The organism is Maridesulfovibrio sp., assembly GCF_963677005.1.
Taxonomy (GTDB): domain Bacteria; phylum Desulfobacterota; class Desulfovibrionia; order Desulfovibrionales; family Desulfovibrionaceae; genus Maridesulfovibrio.
The window spans coordinates 3,886,363-3,903,337 of sequence record NZ_OY781616.1 but is presented as its reverse complement, the minus strand read 5'-3'; the positions used below and the strand labels follow the sequence as shown (position 1 = coordinate 3,903,337).

The 16,975-nt window shown below is 49.0% G+C and carries 12 protein-coding genes, 1 tRNA gene and 1 pseudogene; 8 read left to right on the top strand and 6 right to left on the bottom strand.

The features are described from left to right. The first annotated feature begins 228 nt into the window (after positions 1–228). Complete coding sequence (locus tag ACKU4E_RS17175; protein WP_320172300.1) at positions 229–2,337, top strand: hypothetical protein; 2,109 nt, start codon at positions 229–231, stop codon at positions 2,335–2,337. A 15-nt stretch (positions 2,338–2,352) separates the two neighbouring features. Further along, a complete protein-coding gene (locus tag ACKU4E_RS17170; RefSeq protein WP_320172299.1) occupies positions 2,353–2,952 on the top strand; it encodes a DUF1318 domain-containing protein in 600 nt (199 codons plus the stop codon). An 80-nt stretch (positions 2,953–3,032) separates the two neighbouring features. Here ACKU4E_RS17170 and purM read toward each other — a convergent pair whose 3' ends face one another. Then, positions 3,033–4,079, bottom strand: a complete 1,047-nt coding sequence (purM, locus tag ACKU4E_RS17165; protein WP_320172298.1) for a phosphoribosylformylglycinamidine cyclo-ligase — start codon at positions 4,077–4,079, stop codon at positions 3,033–3,035. 157 nt (positions 4,080–4,236) lie between these two features. Here purM and ACKU4E_RS17160 point away from each other — a divergent pair, with 157 nt between their 5' ends. From ACKU4E_RS17160 to ACKU4E_RS17150, 3 genes are all read left to right on the top strand, one after another. Beyond that, positions 4,237–4,509 carry a hypothetical protein gene (locus tag ACKU4E_RS17160; protein WP_320172297.1) on the top strand — a complete coding sequence of 91 codons (273 nt, stop codon included), beginning with the start codon at positions 4,237–4,239 and terminating at the stop codon, positions 4,507–4,509. A gap of 1 nt (position 4,510) precedes the next feature. Then, positions 4,511–5,527: an AmmeMemoRadiSam system radical SAM enzyme gene (gene amrS, locus ACKU4E_RS17155; protein WP_320172296.1), complete on the top strand. Its 1,017-nt coding sequence runs from the start codon at positions 4,511–4,513 to the stop codon at positions 5,525–5,527. 112 nt (positions 5,528–5,639) lie between these two features. Further along, positions 5,640–5,716 (top strand) — tRNA-Pro (locus tag ACKU4E_RS17150). Between the two features lie 130 nt (positions 5,717–5,846). On the opposite strand, the gene ACKU4E_RS17145 is transcribed toward ACKU4E_RS17150, so the two are convergent. Further along, complete coding sequence (locus tag ACKU4E_RS17145) at positions 5,847–7,289, bottom strand: hypothetical protein (protein ID WP_320172295.1); 1,443 nt, start codon at positions 7,287–7,289, stop codon at positions 5,847–5,849. Positions 7,290–7,597: 308 nt separating this feature from the next. Between ACKU4E_RS17145 and ACKU4E_RS17140 the strand changes: the two genes are divergently transcribed. Then, positions 7,598–9,628 carry a methyl-accepting chemotaxis protein gene (locus ACKU4E_RS17140; protein ID WP_320172294.1) on the top strand — a complete coding sequence of 677 codons (2,031 nt, stop codon included), beginning with the start codon at positions 7,598–7,600 and terminating at the stop codon, positions 9,626–9,628. A gap of 71 nt (positions 9,629–9,699) precedes the next feature. On the opposite strand, the gene ACKU4E_RS17135 is transcribed toward ACKU4E_RS17140, so the two are convergent. Both ACKU4E_RS17135 and ACKU4E_RS17130 read right to left on the bottom strand, forming a co-directional pair. After that, positions 9,700–10,050 carry a flagellin gene (locus ACKU4E_RS17135; RefSeq protein ID WP_407944135.1) on the bottom strand — a complete coding sequence of 117 codons (351 nt, stop codon included), beginning with the start codon at positions 10,048–10,050 and terminating at the stop codon, positions 9,700–9,702. 228 nt (positions 10,051–10,278) lie between these two features. Beyond that, positions 10,279–10,824 (bottom strand): annotated as a pseudogene (locus tag ACKU4E_RS17130) (flagellin); the annotation flags it as partial. A gap of 608 nt (positions 10,825–11,432) precedes the next feature. Between ACKU4E_RS17130 and ACKU4E_RS17125 the strand changes: the two are divergent. Beyond that, the gene (locus ACKU4E_RS17125) at positions 11,433–12,425 is read left to right on the top strand and encodes a substrate-binding domain-containing protein (RefSeq protein WP_320172292.1); all 993 of its coding nucleotides are present in this window, start codon (positions 11,433–11,435) and stop codon (positions 12,423–12,425) included. A 178-nt stretch (positions 12,426–12,603) separates the two neighbouring features. On the opposite strand, the gene ACKU4E_RS17120 is transcribed toward ACKU4E_RS17125, so the two are convergent. Continuing rightward, positions 12,604–12,825, bottom strand: a complete 222-nt coding sequence (locus ACKU4E_RS17120) for a Nif11-like leader peptide family natural product precursor (protein ID WP_320172291.1) — start codon at positions 12,823–12,825, stop codon at positions 12,604–12,606. A 332-nt stretch (positions 12,826–13,157) separates the two neighbouring features. Here ACKU4E_RS17120 and ACKU4E_RS17115 point away from each other — a divergent pair, with 332 nt between their 5' ends. Continuing rightward, on the top strand, positions 13,158–14,603 hold the full coding sequence (locus tag ACKU4E_RS17115; RefSeq protein WP_320172290.1) for a proline dehydrogenase family protein: 1,446 nt from the start codon (positions 13,158–13,160) through the stop codon (positions 14,601–14,603). A 32-nt stretch (positions 14,604–14,635) separates the two neighbouring features. On the opposite strand, the gene ACKU4E_RS17110 is transcribed toward ACKU4E_RS17115, so the two are convergent. Next, entirely contained in the window at positions 14,636–16,768 is a 2,133-nt protein-coding gene (locus ACKU4E_RS17110; protein WP_320172289.1) for a mechanosensitive ion channel family protein, read from the bottom strand. Positions 16,769–16,975: the final 207 nt, after the last annotated feature.

Genomic DNA, 16,975 nt, shown 5'->3' with positions numbered 1-16,975 from the left:
AAAAACTTTCAGTATGGCTCTGCCACCATTCTCGGACAGTCCGGGGCAACGCATAAAACAAAAAAGACTTTGTTTCGAATCTTAGGGATGTGGAGAGCAGAGATGGATTATCCCCTTTGGCCGCCGGAGGCAAAACCAAATCACCAAAAGCGCGAAGCGCATCAACTCCGCACGCGCACCGGATCTTTTTGCTTTGTACAGCAGGAGTGCTGAGTGTATGATTTGTGAATGAACATCCGTTTCGTTATAGCCTTTGCAGCCCTGTTTATTCTTTTCTGCCTGCCCGGCCTGCCCTCAGCAGACGCAGGACGGGATAACTTCGGCCTTAACTGGCAATTCGAAATTGACCTGCCTCAGGCCGGTATTGCCGGTACTCTGAAAGGGCATCTCACCCATCTGAAACAAACAGATTTCCATTTTCAGGGCGAATACATAAACCAGAAGAGCCCCATAAAAACAGGTCCTGTACTGCTGTCAGCAGACCTTCGGCTGGGCAGCGGCGAGATAATACTGCGGGATTTGGAAATTCAAATCAACAGAATTGGAATCCACAACAAAAAGCTGCAGTTGATGCAGCCGGACGCAGTCCTGCACGGCAACGGACGGATAAACACCATTTCCGGAGAGGCTGCATTAAAGAATCTTTCCCTGAAAATTGGAAATCTGCCTGCTCTTGAAGCTGACATTTTTTATTCTCCGAAGGGTGGAGGGAGCGCTTTCGCGTCAATCCACAACCCGTATAAGCTGCTGGCCGAGCTGGCCGATTCATATCTGCAGGGGGTCAAGGAGTGGGACAAGTCCGGCAACCTCACCCTGAAAATCAATCTGCGCAATATCACATCGAAACCGGTGGCTGAACTAGATCTGGGATTCAAGGATGTATCCGCAGCATCCCCGGACGGATCGGTTCTTCTGGACTCCGCAGCAGGCTCCATAACGGCATCAGGATCTTTATGCCGGGGTGGAGTGAAGGCCGTAATAACGGTAGATTCAGGAGAAGCACTGTATGACACGTTTTATATGAATTTTTCCCGCTATCCCTTGCGGGCCGCACTCAAATCAGCACTCCCGGACAGAAGAGGCAGAATACCTGTTGACGGGAATGTGGATTGGCAGAAAATAGGCAGACTGCATGTGGACGGTGCCGTTGGCATCGCAGGCCGGCATCCGGATATTCGGGCAGAAATCAGGCTGAGTCTTCCAGAAATTTCAACTCCCTTCAGACTTTTTGCCGTGGACCCCATGTCGCTTGGCAACATTCAGGCATCCGGCAGCCTGTCCGTAAACGGCACGGTAAATTCCGAACGGAACGGAACCGTCATTAACGGCACAACGCGTTTACTCGGTGGAGAATTCATCTCAGATGCAATTCAGCTTGCCGGTATAAATTCCAGACTTCCCTTTGCAGTAAAGCTCAATAATGATTTTCTGCCGGAACCTGATGACGACCTTGCTGTTCCTGATCGCGGCATGATTGAAATAGGAAGTATCAAGGCCGGTCCGTTGACCGCTTCAGCAGTATCATTTCCACTGACAGTATCCTCGAATGAAATTGAATTCGGCGACATCCCGGCCATACCTTTCGGGAACGGAAGCTATAAAATTTCAGAATTGGACATGGAAGACCCGTTCAGCAAAAATTTCGTCCTGCATGGAAAAACGGAAGCTGGGCACATCGATCTTTCGCCCTTTTCTCCGTCCTCACTCCCGCTGGACGGAGAGATCAGCGGCAAAATGGAATTCTGGATGCTCAAGGATCACCTTTCCACCACCGGCAGATTGACCGGAAATATCTATGGCGGCAAAATGAGCATCTACGAAATTTTTGCCGAGAACATTTTTGAACCGTCCCGGCAGTTCGGCGCGGACTTCCGGGTCAGGAACCTGGACCTTGCAAAACTGAGCCACGCTCTGGACATAGGCAGAATAACCGGGCGCATGGATCTCGATCTTACCGACCTGCTTATCGCCTACGGACAGCCTGCGGGATTCAAACTGCGGGTAGTAACCACACCGGGCTCCGATTCCGACCGGCACATAAGCTTAAAAGCGGTAAACACTCTTTCGGTTATCGGAACAGGTTCGGGACTTACCGGAGCGGGAGTGGGAATGTTTTCGCGGTTCTTCAAGGAATTCGGTTACGCATCCCTCGGACTGGAGTGCACTCTGGACCGCGACATATTCAAAATACGGGGCTTGATCAGGGAGGACGGAATCGAGTACATTATAAAAAAACCGCTACTATTCGGCATAAATGTAGTCAACAGCAACCCCGAAAACCTGATCAGCTTTTCAGACATGCTCAAAAGACTGAAAAGAGTTTTCGAAAACAAATAATATAAGGAGCCTGTCATGTTCGGGAAAACCGCCCGCATACTTACTTTTCTGTCCCTGCTGTCCTTCGTGGCCTGCGTTACGGTAAACATATACTTCCCCGCTGCAAGGGTGGAAAAAGCGGCCGAAGATATCGTGGGTGACGTGTACGGTCCCGGCGCCAAAAAAGAGCAGGACAAGAACGACAGTTCCGCTCTGGAGACATTTCTTGCGCTGGCCGGACCGGCAACAGCCCACGCAGCCAAGGTAACGGAATCCGATATTGAAAGCCTCAACCAGTCCAACTCCGCCATTCGCGGCCTGAAAAAAACAATTGCTGACGACCACCAGCAGCTTCTTCCCTACTACAATTCAGGAAACATAGGCATAAACAACGAGGGCCTGCTTGAAATTATCAGCAAGGACGGGCTTGGACTCAAAGACACCGCCCAGTTGCGCCGTCTGGTTGCACAGGACAACAAAACACGCGAGCAACTCTATGAAGAAGTTGCCGCCTCCATGAACATCCCCGGAAGCGAGCTTGCCAAGGTAAAGGCTATTTTTGCGGAAGTCTGGCAGAAGCGAGCCCCCGCCGGCTGGTTTATTCAGGGCGCAGACGGAAAATGGAAAAAGAAGTAGGTACACACAGGAATTAAAGCACGAAAAAGCCCGCCCGGAAACACTCCGGACGGGCTTTCAAATTCATAAACGGTATTGATCTAGAAGTTGACCTGCACCTGCTCGGAATCACCTTCACGAGCGATGATCTCGCCGATCTTCCAGCTATTGATTTTCATTCCGGAAAGGCGGCTCAGCACGTCTTCTTCGCGGTCTTTCGGAACCACGAGGATATATCCTATGCCGGTGTTGAAAATCTGGAGCATTTCAGGCCAGCTCAGGTTGCCCTGTTCCTTCAGCCAGTTGAATACCGGCAGAACTTCCCATGACCCGAAATTGATTTCCGCCGTGACCTGCTTGGGCAGGATACGGGGCAGGTTGTCATAAAAACCACCGCCGGTAACATGCACCATTCCCTTGATTTCAATATCGCGGGAAAGGTTGCGCACGGGGTCCACATATATTCTTGTCGGCGTAATCAGAGCTTCGCCGATTTTCTGATCCGTTCCGGGGAGCAGGTCGTCAGTGCCCAGACCTGATTCTTCAAAAAGCTTGCGCACCAGCGAGTAGCCGTTTGAGTGAATCCCGGAGGATTCAAGCCCGATGATGGAATCTCCGATAGTGATGGATGAACCGTCAACGATCTTCGTGTTATCCACGATACCGACGCAGAAACCGGAAAGATCGTATTCACCGTCGGCATAAAAACCGGGCATTTCAGCGGTTTCGCCGCCCAGAAGCGCACATCCTGAAATCTTGCAGCCTTCCACTATACCGGCGATGACTTCTTCGGCCACTCCGGTTTCAAGCTTTCCGGTAGCAAAATAGTCCAGAAAAAACAGGGGTTTCGCTCCCTGAACAAGGATATCGTTGACGCTCATGGCCACGAGGTCGATACCGATCGTGTCGTGCTTGTCTATTGCAAAAGCGAGTTTGAGCTTGGTACCGACTCCATCTGTACCCGACACCAGAACAGGTTCTTCCATCTGGGTAAGGTCGAGCTTGAAAAGCCCGCCGAAACCGCCGATATCCGTGACCACACCTTTGGTGAAGGTGGAGCCGACCATACCCTTGATGCGGCCTATGAAATCGTTGGCCGCATCGATATCTACACCGGCGGCCTTATATGCATCAGAACGACTTGCCATATTATTTTCTCCTAACAGTCTCTAAGAACGGACTGTATATGCTGAATCCGCCAAGAGTTCAAGGAACATCCCTGCCCTTTTCCCGGAAACGCAGCAAAAAGGATCATTGTTTGCAACAGATCCGGAAACAGCTTACAGTATGACACGGAGAAAAATCATGTACAAGAGAACTTTCATCGTTATGATTATTATCGTGGTTCTTTGTCTGGCTGGTTCGGCTTTTGCCGGAACGAAGTTCATAAACAAGGACACGGCCAAAGACAGGCAGGACATAAGGTTCGGAACGCGCACGAACAGGAATGACATTTCCATTCAATCAGACAACAAATCAAACAGAATCAGCACCATGCCAAGAAAAGAGGAAGAAAATGTAAGCCAGCCTGTCGGGCCTGTATTCGTTGTTCCCGAAATAAAACCCAATGGAAATTGATATGCTGTACCCGGCGAGACTCTGGAAAGAATTAAAGGAGAAGACGGTCCAGTGCCGTCTCTGCAACCATTTCTGTATTATCGAACCGGACGCTCACGGCAACTGCGGTGTGCGGCAGAATGTTGACGGCAGCTTAATGACCAAAACCTACGATCTGGTTGCAGCCATCAACATCGATCCGGTGGAAAAAAAGCCCCTGTACCATTTCCTCCCCGGTACCAAGACATTTTCGCTCGGAACACAGGGCTGCAATTTCGGCTGTGCATTCTGCCAGAATGCGTCTCTTTCCCAGCACCCGAAAACCGGCAGGGAAATAACCGGGCAGAAAGTAACTCCGCAGACGCTGGTTGAAGCAGCCATTGCCCACGGGTGCGACTCCATGTCCTACACGTATTCGGAACCGACAATCTTTTTTGAACTCATGCAGGATACGGCTCGCGAGGCACACGCGAAGGGTCTGCAGAACATAATGGTTTCCAACGGATTTCAAAGTCCTGAATGCATAGATGAGCTTACCGGGCTGATTGATGCCGCAAACATCGACCTGAAAGCCTTTAACGATGATTTCTACAGGGAAATCTGTATGGGAAGACTTTCACCGGTCCTTGAGAACCTTAAACATATGAAGAAAAACGGCTGGTGGCTGGAAATCACCACCCTGCTCATTCCGGGAAAGAACGATTCCCCGGACGAACTGAAAAAGCTGGCCGCATTCATTGCCGAGGAGCTTGGCGAAGAAGTTCCGTGGCACATTTCCAGATTTCACCCGGACTATAAAATGCAGGATTGCCCGGCAACACCCATGCATGCCCTTACTCTGGCCCGCAACATAGGTACCGAGGCAGGACTTGAATATGTATATATAGGCAATGTTCCCGGCAGCGAGCATTCCACAAGCTTCTGCCCTGCCTGCAAGGCGGAACTTATAAAGCGGTACGGTTTCGAGATGGAAAATGTCGGGCTGGAAGACGGCATGTGCAAGTACTGCGGCTGCAAAATAGACGGGAAATTCAGTTAAAGCAGATCCGGCCAGAAGTCTTGAGCACGTAACAAGAGGCAATCAAAGACTTAAATTATGACTTGCCAAGCACTGTCAATTAAAGTATCTCCCCTTTCTGCGCAATACAAATCGGGGCATGGCGCAGTCTGGTAGCGCGCCTGCTTTGGGAGCAGGATGCCGGGAGTTCAAATCTCTCTGCCCCGACCAGATAGTTCAAAGGCTTACAGCATTAATTGTTGTAAGCCTTTTTTCTTTGACTCACACTTTGGTCTACATTTGTTATCAGCCTAACTGCTTTTTCGCCTCTCTCGACTTCAACCAGTCCCTTCTACCCAACTCAAACCAAAAGCCACAAACAATATAAAACGCACCCCATAAATACAAACAGATAATTACCTTTGCGCAGACGCTGCACTGAAATATCCCCAAGCTGCGCGGTTATTATCATAATGCCCACAAGCCCGTTGAGCGAAGAGCCCAGCACACGGGCAAGGGAAAGGGCTATGACAATAGTGGATGCTGAGACATTGAACATCTCAATATCACCGAACATCCCGGCGACTATCCCTATGACAAGCATGGTATGCAGACCGAAATAGCTGAGGACTACTATTCCCAGTCCGCTCAAAAGGAGCAGCACATTGCCGGAGATATCAACATCACGCAGAAAATCGAACGTCTCTCCGGGTGTTATCTCCGCATCTAGTACACAACCTAGAAAGACAACCGCACCAAGTATCAGAATAACGTTCGTCTGCTTCGGAACCGAGTTTCGGACGTATCCCCGGAGTACATTTTTCACCCCTGCCAACCCGGCTTTATAGCTCAGACGGGAATACTGGGAGAAAAGCCAGAACGCACTGAAAAGCGGTACCACCGTCAACACAGCTGTCAAAAGCCTCAGGTGCGGCAATCCCCACATCGTTACAGCTGCAGCCAGCAAAAGCAGGATCAATATTCCGGCCAGGGGAAGCAAACGCTTTGCAGAATGCTCTGTGCCCTTTTCGTATGAAAGTTCGGATGCATGCACACCTTTTAAGCCCAGCAGAACGGCTACAAAACTGAAAACAATGAGGGCAAGACTCAAGACCAAAGATTCCAGAGAGATATCCGCCCAGCGGACTTCAGGAAAAAGAGGCAGCAATACCGCAAAAGTTGTGCTTGTAGGGGACCACGAAAATGCGGTCAGATTACCCCGCAGAATGGAGTACAGACAGGCCATGTCCCATTTTTCCTGCAAGGCGGGATTATCCCCGGCCGCATTCTGCGGCAGCATGGAGTGAATAAACCCAAGTGCTCCGGCACCGAGAAAAATGCTCATCACATGCACGGCGGCATGGAGTGCGCCGATGAACTTGGTCGGAGAAAGAGAGGTCAGCCACTCTGCGGAACTGCGTACAGCCTTGGAGTTTGTCCCGCACTCCTGCATCAGCCCCATTATGGGAAAAAATGCCGCAAAAAAAGAAGCACGTGAAAAGCCGTGCAGAATTCCTCCGAGGGTCAAATCTCCGAATGTAAGAGATAAAACGGCAAACAAAGCTACCGCCGACAATATTTTTCTGGTTCCGGATTTTGCCACGGAAAAGGACCCGACAACGAAAAGGAAATATAACGCTGCGGCCAGATATGAAAAAAAAGACAGTTGCAGAATTTTTCCAAGCAGATAGCTTGTGCCGGCCCAAAGGGCCGCATGAATACGGAAATCTTGAAGTCTGTCCAGCAATTTTGCATTGATCCCGGATGCGGTTCTCCCGAGAACCAGCTCGTCCATCGAACCCATCTTCACACTCCTCCTGTTTTACACAAGCGGTTATAGCAGGAAAAGAGTAAAGCCGCGACCAGAAGTAAAACCATTACCGAACTGCATAAAAACTTAAAGAAATGCCAGGTTGGGTACGGCCGCATCAGTAATAATCCGTTACGATTAAACGGCAACACAATTATCAACACAGCTGAAACAGACGCTTGAATTCAGACTTCCTGCGTTATCAATGCATTAAACGTCTATTTTAATTTATCTTAGTAAATTTATTTATAATAGACTTTTCATAGCAATTTAAACACAAAAATCAAAAGAGGAGGATTTTTATGAAGCTTTCAATAAAGAATAAAATAATCATTATGGCTGCATGCATTTCAATTGCTACAGGTATATCTATATTTTTCTCGATCAACCATTACGTAGGCAAAGGATTCTCCTCTGAAGCAACCCGCAATATTTCAAGCATGTGCAAGGTTGTCGATCGCCATATAGCTTCTCTTTCCAACAAATTCTCTACAGAAGCATCTCTTGCTGCTCAAAATACAGACCTGATAGAAGCCATCCAGGCTGACGATACAGAGCTGCTGTCTAGCAATATTAAAAAGCTTATGGCCGAAACAGACTCTGAGTTCATGACCATAACCGATATACACGGAAAAGTTCTTGCAAGAGCGCATTCGGAAGAATTCGGAGATTCTGCAAGCCACCTTGAAAGCGTTCAAAAAGCTTTGAGGGGACAAGCCAGCGCCGGTGTTGTCAAAGGAAAGAAGGTCACCTTCTCATTGCGGGCAACCGCGCCTGTGAGAAAGGGCAGCGCCATTATCGGAACGCTCTCTCTGGGCATCTCCCTGTCCGATGAAAAATTTGTAGATGAGGTAAAAAACTTTACGGATCTGGATGTCACTGTTTTCAAGGGTGAAACACGCGAGATGACTACCATTGTCAAATCCGGAAAACGTGCTGTCGGAACCCGTATGACCAACCCGAAAGTAACCGAAACAGTCATCAGGGACGGGAAAACATTTCTGGCCCGCAACAATATCCTCGGAGTTGAGTACCAGACTGCTTATTGGCCGATCAAAAGCATCAAGGGTCAGAATATAGGCATGTGGTTTATCGGGATGCCCATCCAGACCATGATAGAGTCCCAGAACAGAGTCAGACACTCATCGATAATTGTAATCTGCATAATCCTGCCCATTATCCTGCTTATCTCCTGGCTGATAGCCCGATCAATGTCTACGCCGATTGTCACTACAACAAAATATGCTACCAGTGTTGCCGAGGGTGATCTGGACAACCTCCTTGAAATTAAGAGCAAAGACGAAGTCGGAATTCTTGCAACGGCTCTTAATTCCATGGTCCTTAACCTGAAAAACAAAATCAGCGAAGCCCAGGAACAGAGCCGTCTTGCGGCAGAAGAGACGGAAAAAGCACGCCAGGCAACCCAGGAAGCGGAAGAAGCACGCGGACAGGCTGAACGGGCCAAGCAAGAAGGAATGCTGCAGGCAGCACTTCAGCTGGAAGATGTTGTTGAAATTATTTCAGCGGCTTCAGAGGAACTTTCGGCACAGATTGAACAGTCCTCCGCCGGATCGGAAGTACAAAGTCAACGAACCAGCGAAACAGCCACTGCAATGGAAGAAATGAATGCTACGGTCCTTGAAGTTGCCAAAAATTCCGGCGAAGCCTCCGGGACTGCCAATGAAGCAAAGCAGACCGCCACAGAAGGGGCAAATGTCATAACCACCATGGTAAGCGGAATAGGCAAAGTTCTTAACCATTCTGCCGAACTGGAAAAGGACATGGAGTCGCTTGGAGTGAGCGCTGAAAAGATCGGGCAGATAATTGAAGTTATCTCCGATATTGCAGACCAGACCAACCTACTGGCCCTCAATGCGGCAATTGAGGCCGCCCGCGCTGGAGAGGCCGGACGAGGATTCGCTGTTGTAGCCGATGAAGTCCGTAAATTGGCAGAGAACACAATGAGTGCCACCAATGAGGTGGAAAAGACTATTTCGGAAATTCAACGCGGAACCAAAGAAAGCATAAAACAATGTGTAAGCACGGTTAAGGAAATAAACTCTGTATCCGGCATGGCGGACAACGCGGGAAGCTCCTTGAACGAAATCCTTGCTCTGAACGATCATGTTTCGGATCAGATTCGCGGAATAGCAACAGCCTGCGAGGAACAGTCCGCAACATCCGAGGAAATCAACCGTGCCGTTGATGAAATCAACCATATCGCTACCGAGACAAGCGATGCCATGCGCCAGTCATCCCAGGCAGTAATGGACCTGGCCGCACAGGCTCAGCAGTTGAAATCAATTATTGAGCAGATGAAAACCGACAGCTGAATTGCTCCTGAGCACCGTTGCCAAACTCAATAGAAGCACGAGGACGGCTTGCTGATTCTGTATAAAATTTATCAGCCTATAAGGTTTAAGACCATTTGCGGCACGTTGTTGGCCTGTGCAAGCATTGCAACGGCACTTTGTGAGACAATATTGCTCCTGACGAATCGGGCCATTTCCGTGGACACATCTGTGTCAGATATTCTGGATTCCGCAGCCTGCAGGTTTTCGGCCTGCTGGGAGAGGTTGTCTACCGTTGCTTCAAGACGGTTTTCCAGAGCCCCCAGACTTGCGCGGATTTTGTCCTTGGAAATAATCGCATTGTCAATAATACCCAACGCCTGCTGGGCAGCATCCTGCGTTGAAATGGTCGCAGGGTTTCCGGAAGTAACTGTCAGTCCGCCTTCGCCGATATAAGTCGCCATGGGAGAGCCTGCCTGATATGCGAAAACCCGGTTGGTTCCGGTGTCATCCTGCCCCACGACCCAAAAGGAATTGCTTCCATCCCAGTACACCTGGCAGGTTGAGCCGTAAGCAAAAGTATCCTTTACCTCAGCCGGACTGGTTACATAATACCCGTCTCCGGTATCCCATGTTAAATCGTAAAAATATGTGACCCCATTGAGTTGAGCTATTTCGGAGGAGGTAAGGTTCGTCAGTGAGGAGCCAATCCCCAGTGAACTGGCGGTTACCGCACTGATTTGTATGGAATAGTAGTCCTCGGAACAGTCGTTTCCACTTCCGAAATGTACGGTCAGAGCTTGCAGGCCATCCAGATTGCCGTTCAGCAGACTTATCCCGTTAAAATCTGTTGAGTTGGCGATGCGCGTTATTTCATCGGCCATAATCTGGTATTCGGAATTTATGAGCATACGCTGATCGGAAGTATATGTACCGGTAGCCGCCTGCTCGGCCAGCTCTTTCATCCTGATCAGTTTCTCATCAATAACCTGCAGAGCCCCGTCGGCCGTCTGGATGGCTGAGATGGCGTCGTTCGCATTGCGTATGCCCTGTCTGAGGGCTGAAATATCCGACCTCATAAGTTCTCGGATGGCCAATCCGGCAGCATCATCCGCAGCAGTTTCAACCCTCAACCCGGAAGACAGTTTGCGGGTTGATGTGCCCAAGTCTTTGTATTGATTGCCAAGACATCTCGCTGTATTGGCCGCCATGCTATTATGGTTGATGCTTACAGCCACGTTATCACCTCCCCCAAAAGTTGATCTCTGCTTCTTTTTTTGTGCCTTTATATAAATTAATCTCTATTACACACAAAATAAAACACTGCTTTTATATTGCACAAAGCAGACCACAACCGCCAACATGGAACAACCTCAGACAAAAGAAACATATCCAAGCAACAACACATGCAGTTTTGGATTAGATATATTGGCCTAGCATTTTTATTAATAAAAATGCAGTAGGAAATATATTCAGCATTTAAACAATGCTCACAAACAAGCAAAAAGTGTTTATAAAAACACATTCTATTTTATGTTATTTGCATTAAGATTTATTAAAATGCAGTAAATCAATTATGACGCACCATGTTGGCAACCAGATGGTATAATTTGGAGCGGCAGTATATTTATTTCAAAATATTTTTATAAAATTGTTGAGATTAACTCAGGCAGGCCAACTTTATTATCGTTGTTTTGTCATTCGACTATGGAGGGCCTGCCCCGACCCGTTAATTTTTGATTCATGTTGAATAACAGCTGCGTTTTATATATAGAGAGATAAAAAACATGCCGCTTATTAAGCAGTTACATTGAAAGAGAATAATAAAATCCTAAAGAGAATCATCATGAGCAAAAATAAATTCATTTGCCTTGTTTTCATATTTCTTGCCGTTTTCTGTGTTTCAGGAACGGCGAGCCAAGCCGACGCGGGGGCACCCAAAAAGCTGTCCATTGCCGTAATCCCGGAAAGAGACGATCTTGATTTCTGGAAACTTCTTAGAAAAGGGGCCGAGAGCGTAGAAAACGAGGACAGCGATGTTGATGTCATATGGGTCCCTCAGCCCGGTTTCGGCAGTATTGATGAGCAGCAGGAAAAAGTTGATTGGTGTATTGAAAATAAAGTTGACGCAATCGTCATTTCACCCGTGCGCGGGCGCAAGATGCGTCAGTCTCTGAGCAAGGCGCTGCTTAAAGGAATACCCGTAGTCCAAATGGTTTCCAGAGCATTGAACAGCCCGAACTGCGCTTACGTTCATTCCAACAATTATATGGGCGGAGTTGTAGCTGCAAAATATCTGAATCATACTTTGAACGGTTCGGGACAGGTCCTTCTGGGCCTGTTCAACAGAGGCAACTCTCCGGTAAACGTGCGGGTGGAAGGATTCAAAAAACAGCTGAAGGATTCGGGATCAAAACTTAAAATAATGCGGTCAATTTATGTAGGCGGGAACCCGGAAAAAGGTGCTTCCAAAATTCGTGCGGCCATATGGGGCAGCAGTATTGAATCAACCGGGAAGTCAAAAATTGCAGCAATAGTAGGCATGAATGAAAGCAGCTGCGAGGTGCTCCTGAAAACCCTCGGGGATATGGGTATGGATGAAGGAATAACCTTTGTTGCTTTCAACCCGGACCCGGAAATGGTCGGCAAAATAAAGGACGGAAGCATTTCTGCCGGAGTGGCTCAGGACCCGTATCGAATCGGCAGGATAGCAGTCACCCAGGCGGCAAAGGTTGCCCGAGGAGGAAAGGTTCTGCCGGAAACAATGACGGACGTATATCTGATAACCAGAGAAAACCTGTCACAGCCTGATATCCAAAAAATCCTCGGACTGAACTGACACGGGGCAGGGACGTTTGCTTTCCGGCAGAAAAGATGTCGGGGAAGCAAAAACTGTTTTATTGCTGAAAAATTGCGGGAGGCGGGATAAATCCGGCGGAGTTAAATGAAATCGAAAGAAGACAGCCGTTGCGGGCTCTCATGATCATACAGAGAGCCCGCAACGTGAAAACACTGTGTTACGCCCACCAGATGGAGCGGGCCGGGGGATTGCCGAACGAGGTGAAGTCGTCACCGGACTCTTTGATAACCGCGTCCAGCTCATCGATAGTAAAATCGTAACCTTCTTCATTGGCAGCGGCCACAAAGGCCTCTTTGGACGGAATAGCGTTGTATTTAGCTTTTACTGTCTTATTCTCTCCGCCTGCAATCAGCAGACGTTCCACTTCTTTCTTGGACATCGTAATGCTCCTTGTTAGCAACAAAATGGGATATAACGTTTTTTCAGATTCAAAAGGGCACGCATGGGAAGTGACCCGCATGGAGCCGGGCTCAGCCAATAGCTCACTTTTAGCTTGAGGCCGGGTTCACAGTCAAGTGCGGCCCTCCTTGCAGCTACTCACAAGCAGTCTCTATATTGCACAACTTACGGTTGTTTCGTATCTATAAAGACAATCTCCGCTTCTATAAATCTATACAACACCAATAGAAGCGAAGAATCTTCGAAACAACATATATAAACAATCGGGATCAAAACGCATCAATTTTCTTCCCGCAAAAAGGAAATACGTTCATGCCTAGATTATTGACAAAATCGTCCTGCATAATCTGCGCTGTTTTAGTCTATATGCTCGCCGCAGTTCCGGGGTCATTCGGAAAGACACAGGTTGAGCCACCAGCCGAATTCCTGCAGCAGGTGGAGAGCAACACCTTGCTGAAACTTGATGCCATAGAAAAACATCTGCAAGAAAATATTGAAAAATCAGATCCGTCATATAGTGACCGTCTGCGGGATAAGCTCATTCACCTGAGCATGTGGCCGCCTGTAGCCGGATGCAGCCAGTGGTTTCTGGAAACCCTCGGGGACAGCAGGACTGCCCGAAACGTTTTTTTCTTTGCCATGCCCCTAGTCAAGTGGATGAGCGACCCTTTCATTCTTCCGACTGAAACAGAAGGACCTGATGCGGAAAAAGATATTGCCAGGGTGTTCAAACTGATATCCGATTTGCGCTCCAAGGGCATGAGTGTAAGTCTGGACAACGTAGGGGATGCATCTCTTTCACAGGAAGATGCCCTGCTTTACCGCCGCTACTACAAGACTCTCATGGAACGTTTCATTGCAAGTGACACTATCCCGGAACTGGCCGTGTCCATAAAACTGTCAGCACTTGTCGACGACCTTGAAAGCGCAATAAGCGGCAACGACTCAAGTAAAAAATCAGCCAAAAGAAATGAAATAAAATCCGCGATTGCCGAACTGCTCAAAACTGCAGCAGGCACCGAGAAACGAATATTCATCCGCATAGATATGGAGGAATACGCTTTCAAGGACCTGACTCTGGCTCTGTTCAAAGAGGCGGTGGAAGAGAATCCCTCACTGATACGCAACCGGGACGGAAGCCTGCGGCTCGGAGTAGTGATACAGGCTTACCTGCGAGACTCTGCTCACGATGTTGTCGAGCTGGCCAAATGGGCACGGGAAAGAAATCTGAGAGCCCCCATACGGCTGGTAAAAGGTGCATACCTGACTCACGAAAGAGAGGAAGCAGCAAAAGAGCACCGGAAAAGCCCGGTCTGGAATTTCAAGCCATCCACGGACGCCAACTATGAAGGCATCTGCACCTACATGCTGCTCAACCGGGATGCCCTGCAACCAGCCTTTGCCACGCACAACATAAGAAGCATGGCCCATGTCATGGCACTGGCTGAAGAACTGGGAATTCCGAGCAAGGAGATAGAACTCCAGATGCTGTACGGAATGGGAGACCCCATCAAAACTGTTGTTGTTTCAATGGGGTATGCGATGCGCGAATATATCCCGGCAGGGTCGCTTGCCCGCGGGCTGAAATATGCAGGCCGCAGGTTCCATGAACTGTCCAGCGGAGACAATGCCCTGACCAGAACCCTTCGCGGAGACTTCTCTGCGGCAGTAGGAACCCCGCCTGCCTTCATAGGGGATGAAGACATCGCCGACGGCATGTTCGTAAAGCAGGCAGTCCTTCAATCCCTCGAAAAATAGAGAGCACACAGATCGGGGAGCAGCAACGGGTGCTACTCCTCGATTTTCACCGGCCTTATCGTGTTGGCGAACTCCCTTCCCTTGCTTTCCGCATGGGAATCGGACTGAAACTCAGGATATTCCACCGGATCATCCTGGCTCAGATGAACAGTGGTGGTGGGGAATGCGATCTGTATTTTCATCTGTTCAGCCAGCCTCAAGGCATCCACAATAAACCTGTGCCGGGCAACAAGCTCTCCGGCCCAGTCTGCGGTCTTGAAAAAGATGTATACCATTATGTTGATTGAGGACGGCCCGAAATCATTGACCACAATGTGAAAATTGGTCTTGTTCGTTTCAGGATGATTCAGGACAAGCTGCTTTAGTCCCTGCACATATCCGTTCAGATTTTCAGCGGGAGTATCATAAGCCACCCCTATAAACGTCTTGTAGCGTCTCCACTCCCTGCGGCCCATATTGTCCACTGGTTGCGTAATGAACTTGGCGTTGGGAATGGTAACTTCGGAATTGTAGAACGTGCGTATGGAGGTGGAGCGCACCCCGACATTCTCGACCGTACCGTCCATGCCGAGAAAGCTGATCCAGTCTCCCACAGCAAAAGGCCTGGTAGTCATGATGACCATGGTTCCGAAGATATTTTCCAGAGTATCCTTCCCGGCCAGGGCAAGGGCCAGACCGCCTATACCCATGGCAGCGAAAATACGGCTTGAACTCTGACCGAAAAGATCGGCAACGTTGACTAGCCAGAGCAGCATGATGGCCACCTTCATAATCTGGGCGACAATAAGCATCATTGTTCCCCGGACGCTGCCGCCCCCCCTTGCGATAAGCACATCGCAGGACAGATTTATCACGGTCACCAGAATCCAGGCCATCGACAGGGAACCGATTATCTTGACCCCGTACAGACAGAACGTCATCAGGCTGTTATAAAGGATGAGGACCGACAAGGCCTCCAGCCACAGATATCCAAGCACCATTATCTGTATGGGCAGCATGAGTTTCCTGCGGCTGGGCAGAGTGACTCCCGCAGGCAGCCGTTTTTCTATGACCAGCAACCCCCTGTTGCCCACGTAGGAAATCAGAGCGGCAACAGCCGGAGTCAGCAGGAACAGGCCGAACAGAATAATCCATTTGTACAGGTTCGTGTTCAGATACCGGACCATGAAGCCGGGATGATTACGCTGCACATAGTCATCTATGACCATGTGCAGGGGCAGGTTGTTGCCGATAAAAGGATTGTTCCCCTCTTTCTGCAATACCTGCATGGTGCGGTCATAACTCTTCCAGGCAACCTGAAGACTGTTCGGCGTGAACTGCCAGGCTTTGCGCCCGTTTTTGAGAGTCACCACATGCATGGTGATGGACCCGAGGTCAGGTACGACCATGAATACCGGAGCGTAGTCGCTGTCCGGGTCGGCGGAGAGCTTTTCAAGATGAATGGTTGTGCACTTGGTTATGAGCCTGTAGAGAATCACCGCCAGTATGGGGCCGTACACCGGCCGTTCCAGATGAGAATAGGCGCTCAGGTCCAGTGCCGCAACAGCCCTTTCCAGACTGTCGCTATAGCGTCCTTCCACTCCGGACTGGAGCGTAAAGAACGTTCTGTAGGGAGACATCAGATCCTGAACGAAAGTATCCCCCTCCATATTTTCAGACGTAAATTTGGCATAACGCTGCCGGAGTTCCCTTGCGGCATTCTGCAGGTCCGGATCTTCAAGCATGCTGTTGTCGAAATGCCATCCTTCAGGCCCTCGCACCATGGCTATGCTAAGGAGCTTGCCTTTGAGTTTGAGGGGAAAAGATATTTTGTCTTCCGAAGCTTCAGCAGGGATATCCTTGTCCAGATCATAATTTATATTCTCCAGAATAAGAAAGAGTCCGCTGGCCTTTTTCAGAATATCAGATTTGTATTCGATGGTATTTTTATCTTCGGAAGAAGAGATCACTCTGGACAGACAGTCAAATCCGGTGTGGCTGTCCCTGTTGTAACTGCGCATGCTGACCAGAAAAGACCTGAATGCCGCCCGCGGGGTGGAAAGATCACAGTTCTCACTAACAGCGTAGGTATCTCCACCTGTTATCGAGACACGGCTGTCGGGCATGATCATGAATACACTGAGGGCAATCCCGAAACACAGAGCCAGAAACCAGTAAAATCTCACCTGAATCCTCCTAGTAGATAAACCGGACCAATAAGGAAATGACTTTGCATTCAGGGTATTCCATTGTCAACATGACGGCATTATAATCAGAAACTCCCCGACAACTCCGAGCAGACTCGAAAAAGACCATCCATCTAGCCACCAGCAGGTGTAAAACCAGATTGTCTGCCTGTTCCCTTAATAAAAACAAATTTGTCGAGAAGAATA

What these genes read in the sequence shown, in the direction of transcription:
- ACKU4E_RS17175 (WP_320172300.1), top strand. Translation starts at nt 229, where the DNA reads ATGAACATCCGTTTCGTTATAGCCTTTGCAGCCCTGTTTATTCTTTTC.
- ACKU4E_RS17170 (WP_320172299.1), top strand. Translation starts at nt 2,353, where the DNA reads ATGTTCGGGAAAACCGCCCGCATACTTACTTTTCTGTCCCTGCTGTCC.
- purM (WP_320172298.1), bottom strand. Translation starts at nt 4,079, where the DNA reads ATGGCAAGTCGTTCTGATGCATATAAGGCCGCCGGTGTAGATATCGAT.
- ACKU4E_RS17160 (WP_320172297.1), top strand. Translation starts at nt 4,237, where the DNA reads ATGTACAAGAGAACTTTCATCGTTATGATTATTATCGTGGTTCTTTGT.
- amrS (WP_320172296.1), top strand. Translation starts at nt 4,511, where the DNA reads ATGCTGTACCCGGCGAGACTCTGGAAAGAATTAAAGGAGAAGACGGTC.
- ACKU4E_RS17145 (WP_320172295.1), bottom strand. Translation starts at nt 7,289, where the DNA reads ATGGGTTCGATGGACGAGCTGGTTCTCGGGAGAACCGCATCCGGGATC.
- ACKU4E_RS17140 (WP_320172294.1), top strand. Translation starts at nt 7,598, where the DNA reads ATGAAGCTTTCAATAAAGAATAAAATAATCATTATGGCTGCATGCATT.
- ACKU4E_RS17135 (WP_407944135.1), bottom strand. Translation starts at nt 10,050, where the DNA reads ATGGCGACTTATATCGGCGAAGGCGGACTGACAGTTACTTCCGGAAAC.
- ACKU4E_RS17125 (WP_320172292.1), top strand. Translation starts at nt 11,433, where the DNA reads ATGAGCAAAAATAAATTCATTTGCCTTGTTTTCATATTTCTTGCCGTT.
- ACKU4E_RS17120 (WP_320172291.1), bottom strand. Translation starts at nt 12,825, where the DNA reads ATGTCCAAGAAAGAAGTGGAACGTCTGCTGATTGCAGGCGGAGAGAAT.
- ACKU4E_RS17115 (WP_320172290.1), top strand. Translation starts at nt 13,158, where the DNA reads ATGCCTAGATTATTGACAAAATCGTCCTGCATAATCTGCGCTGTTTTA.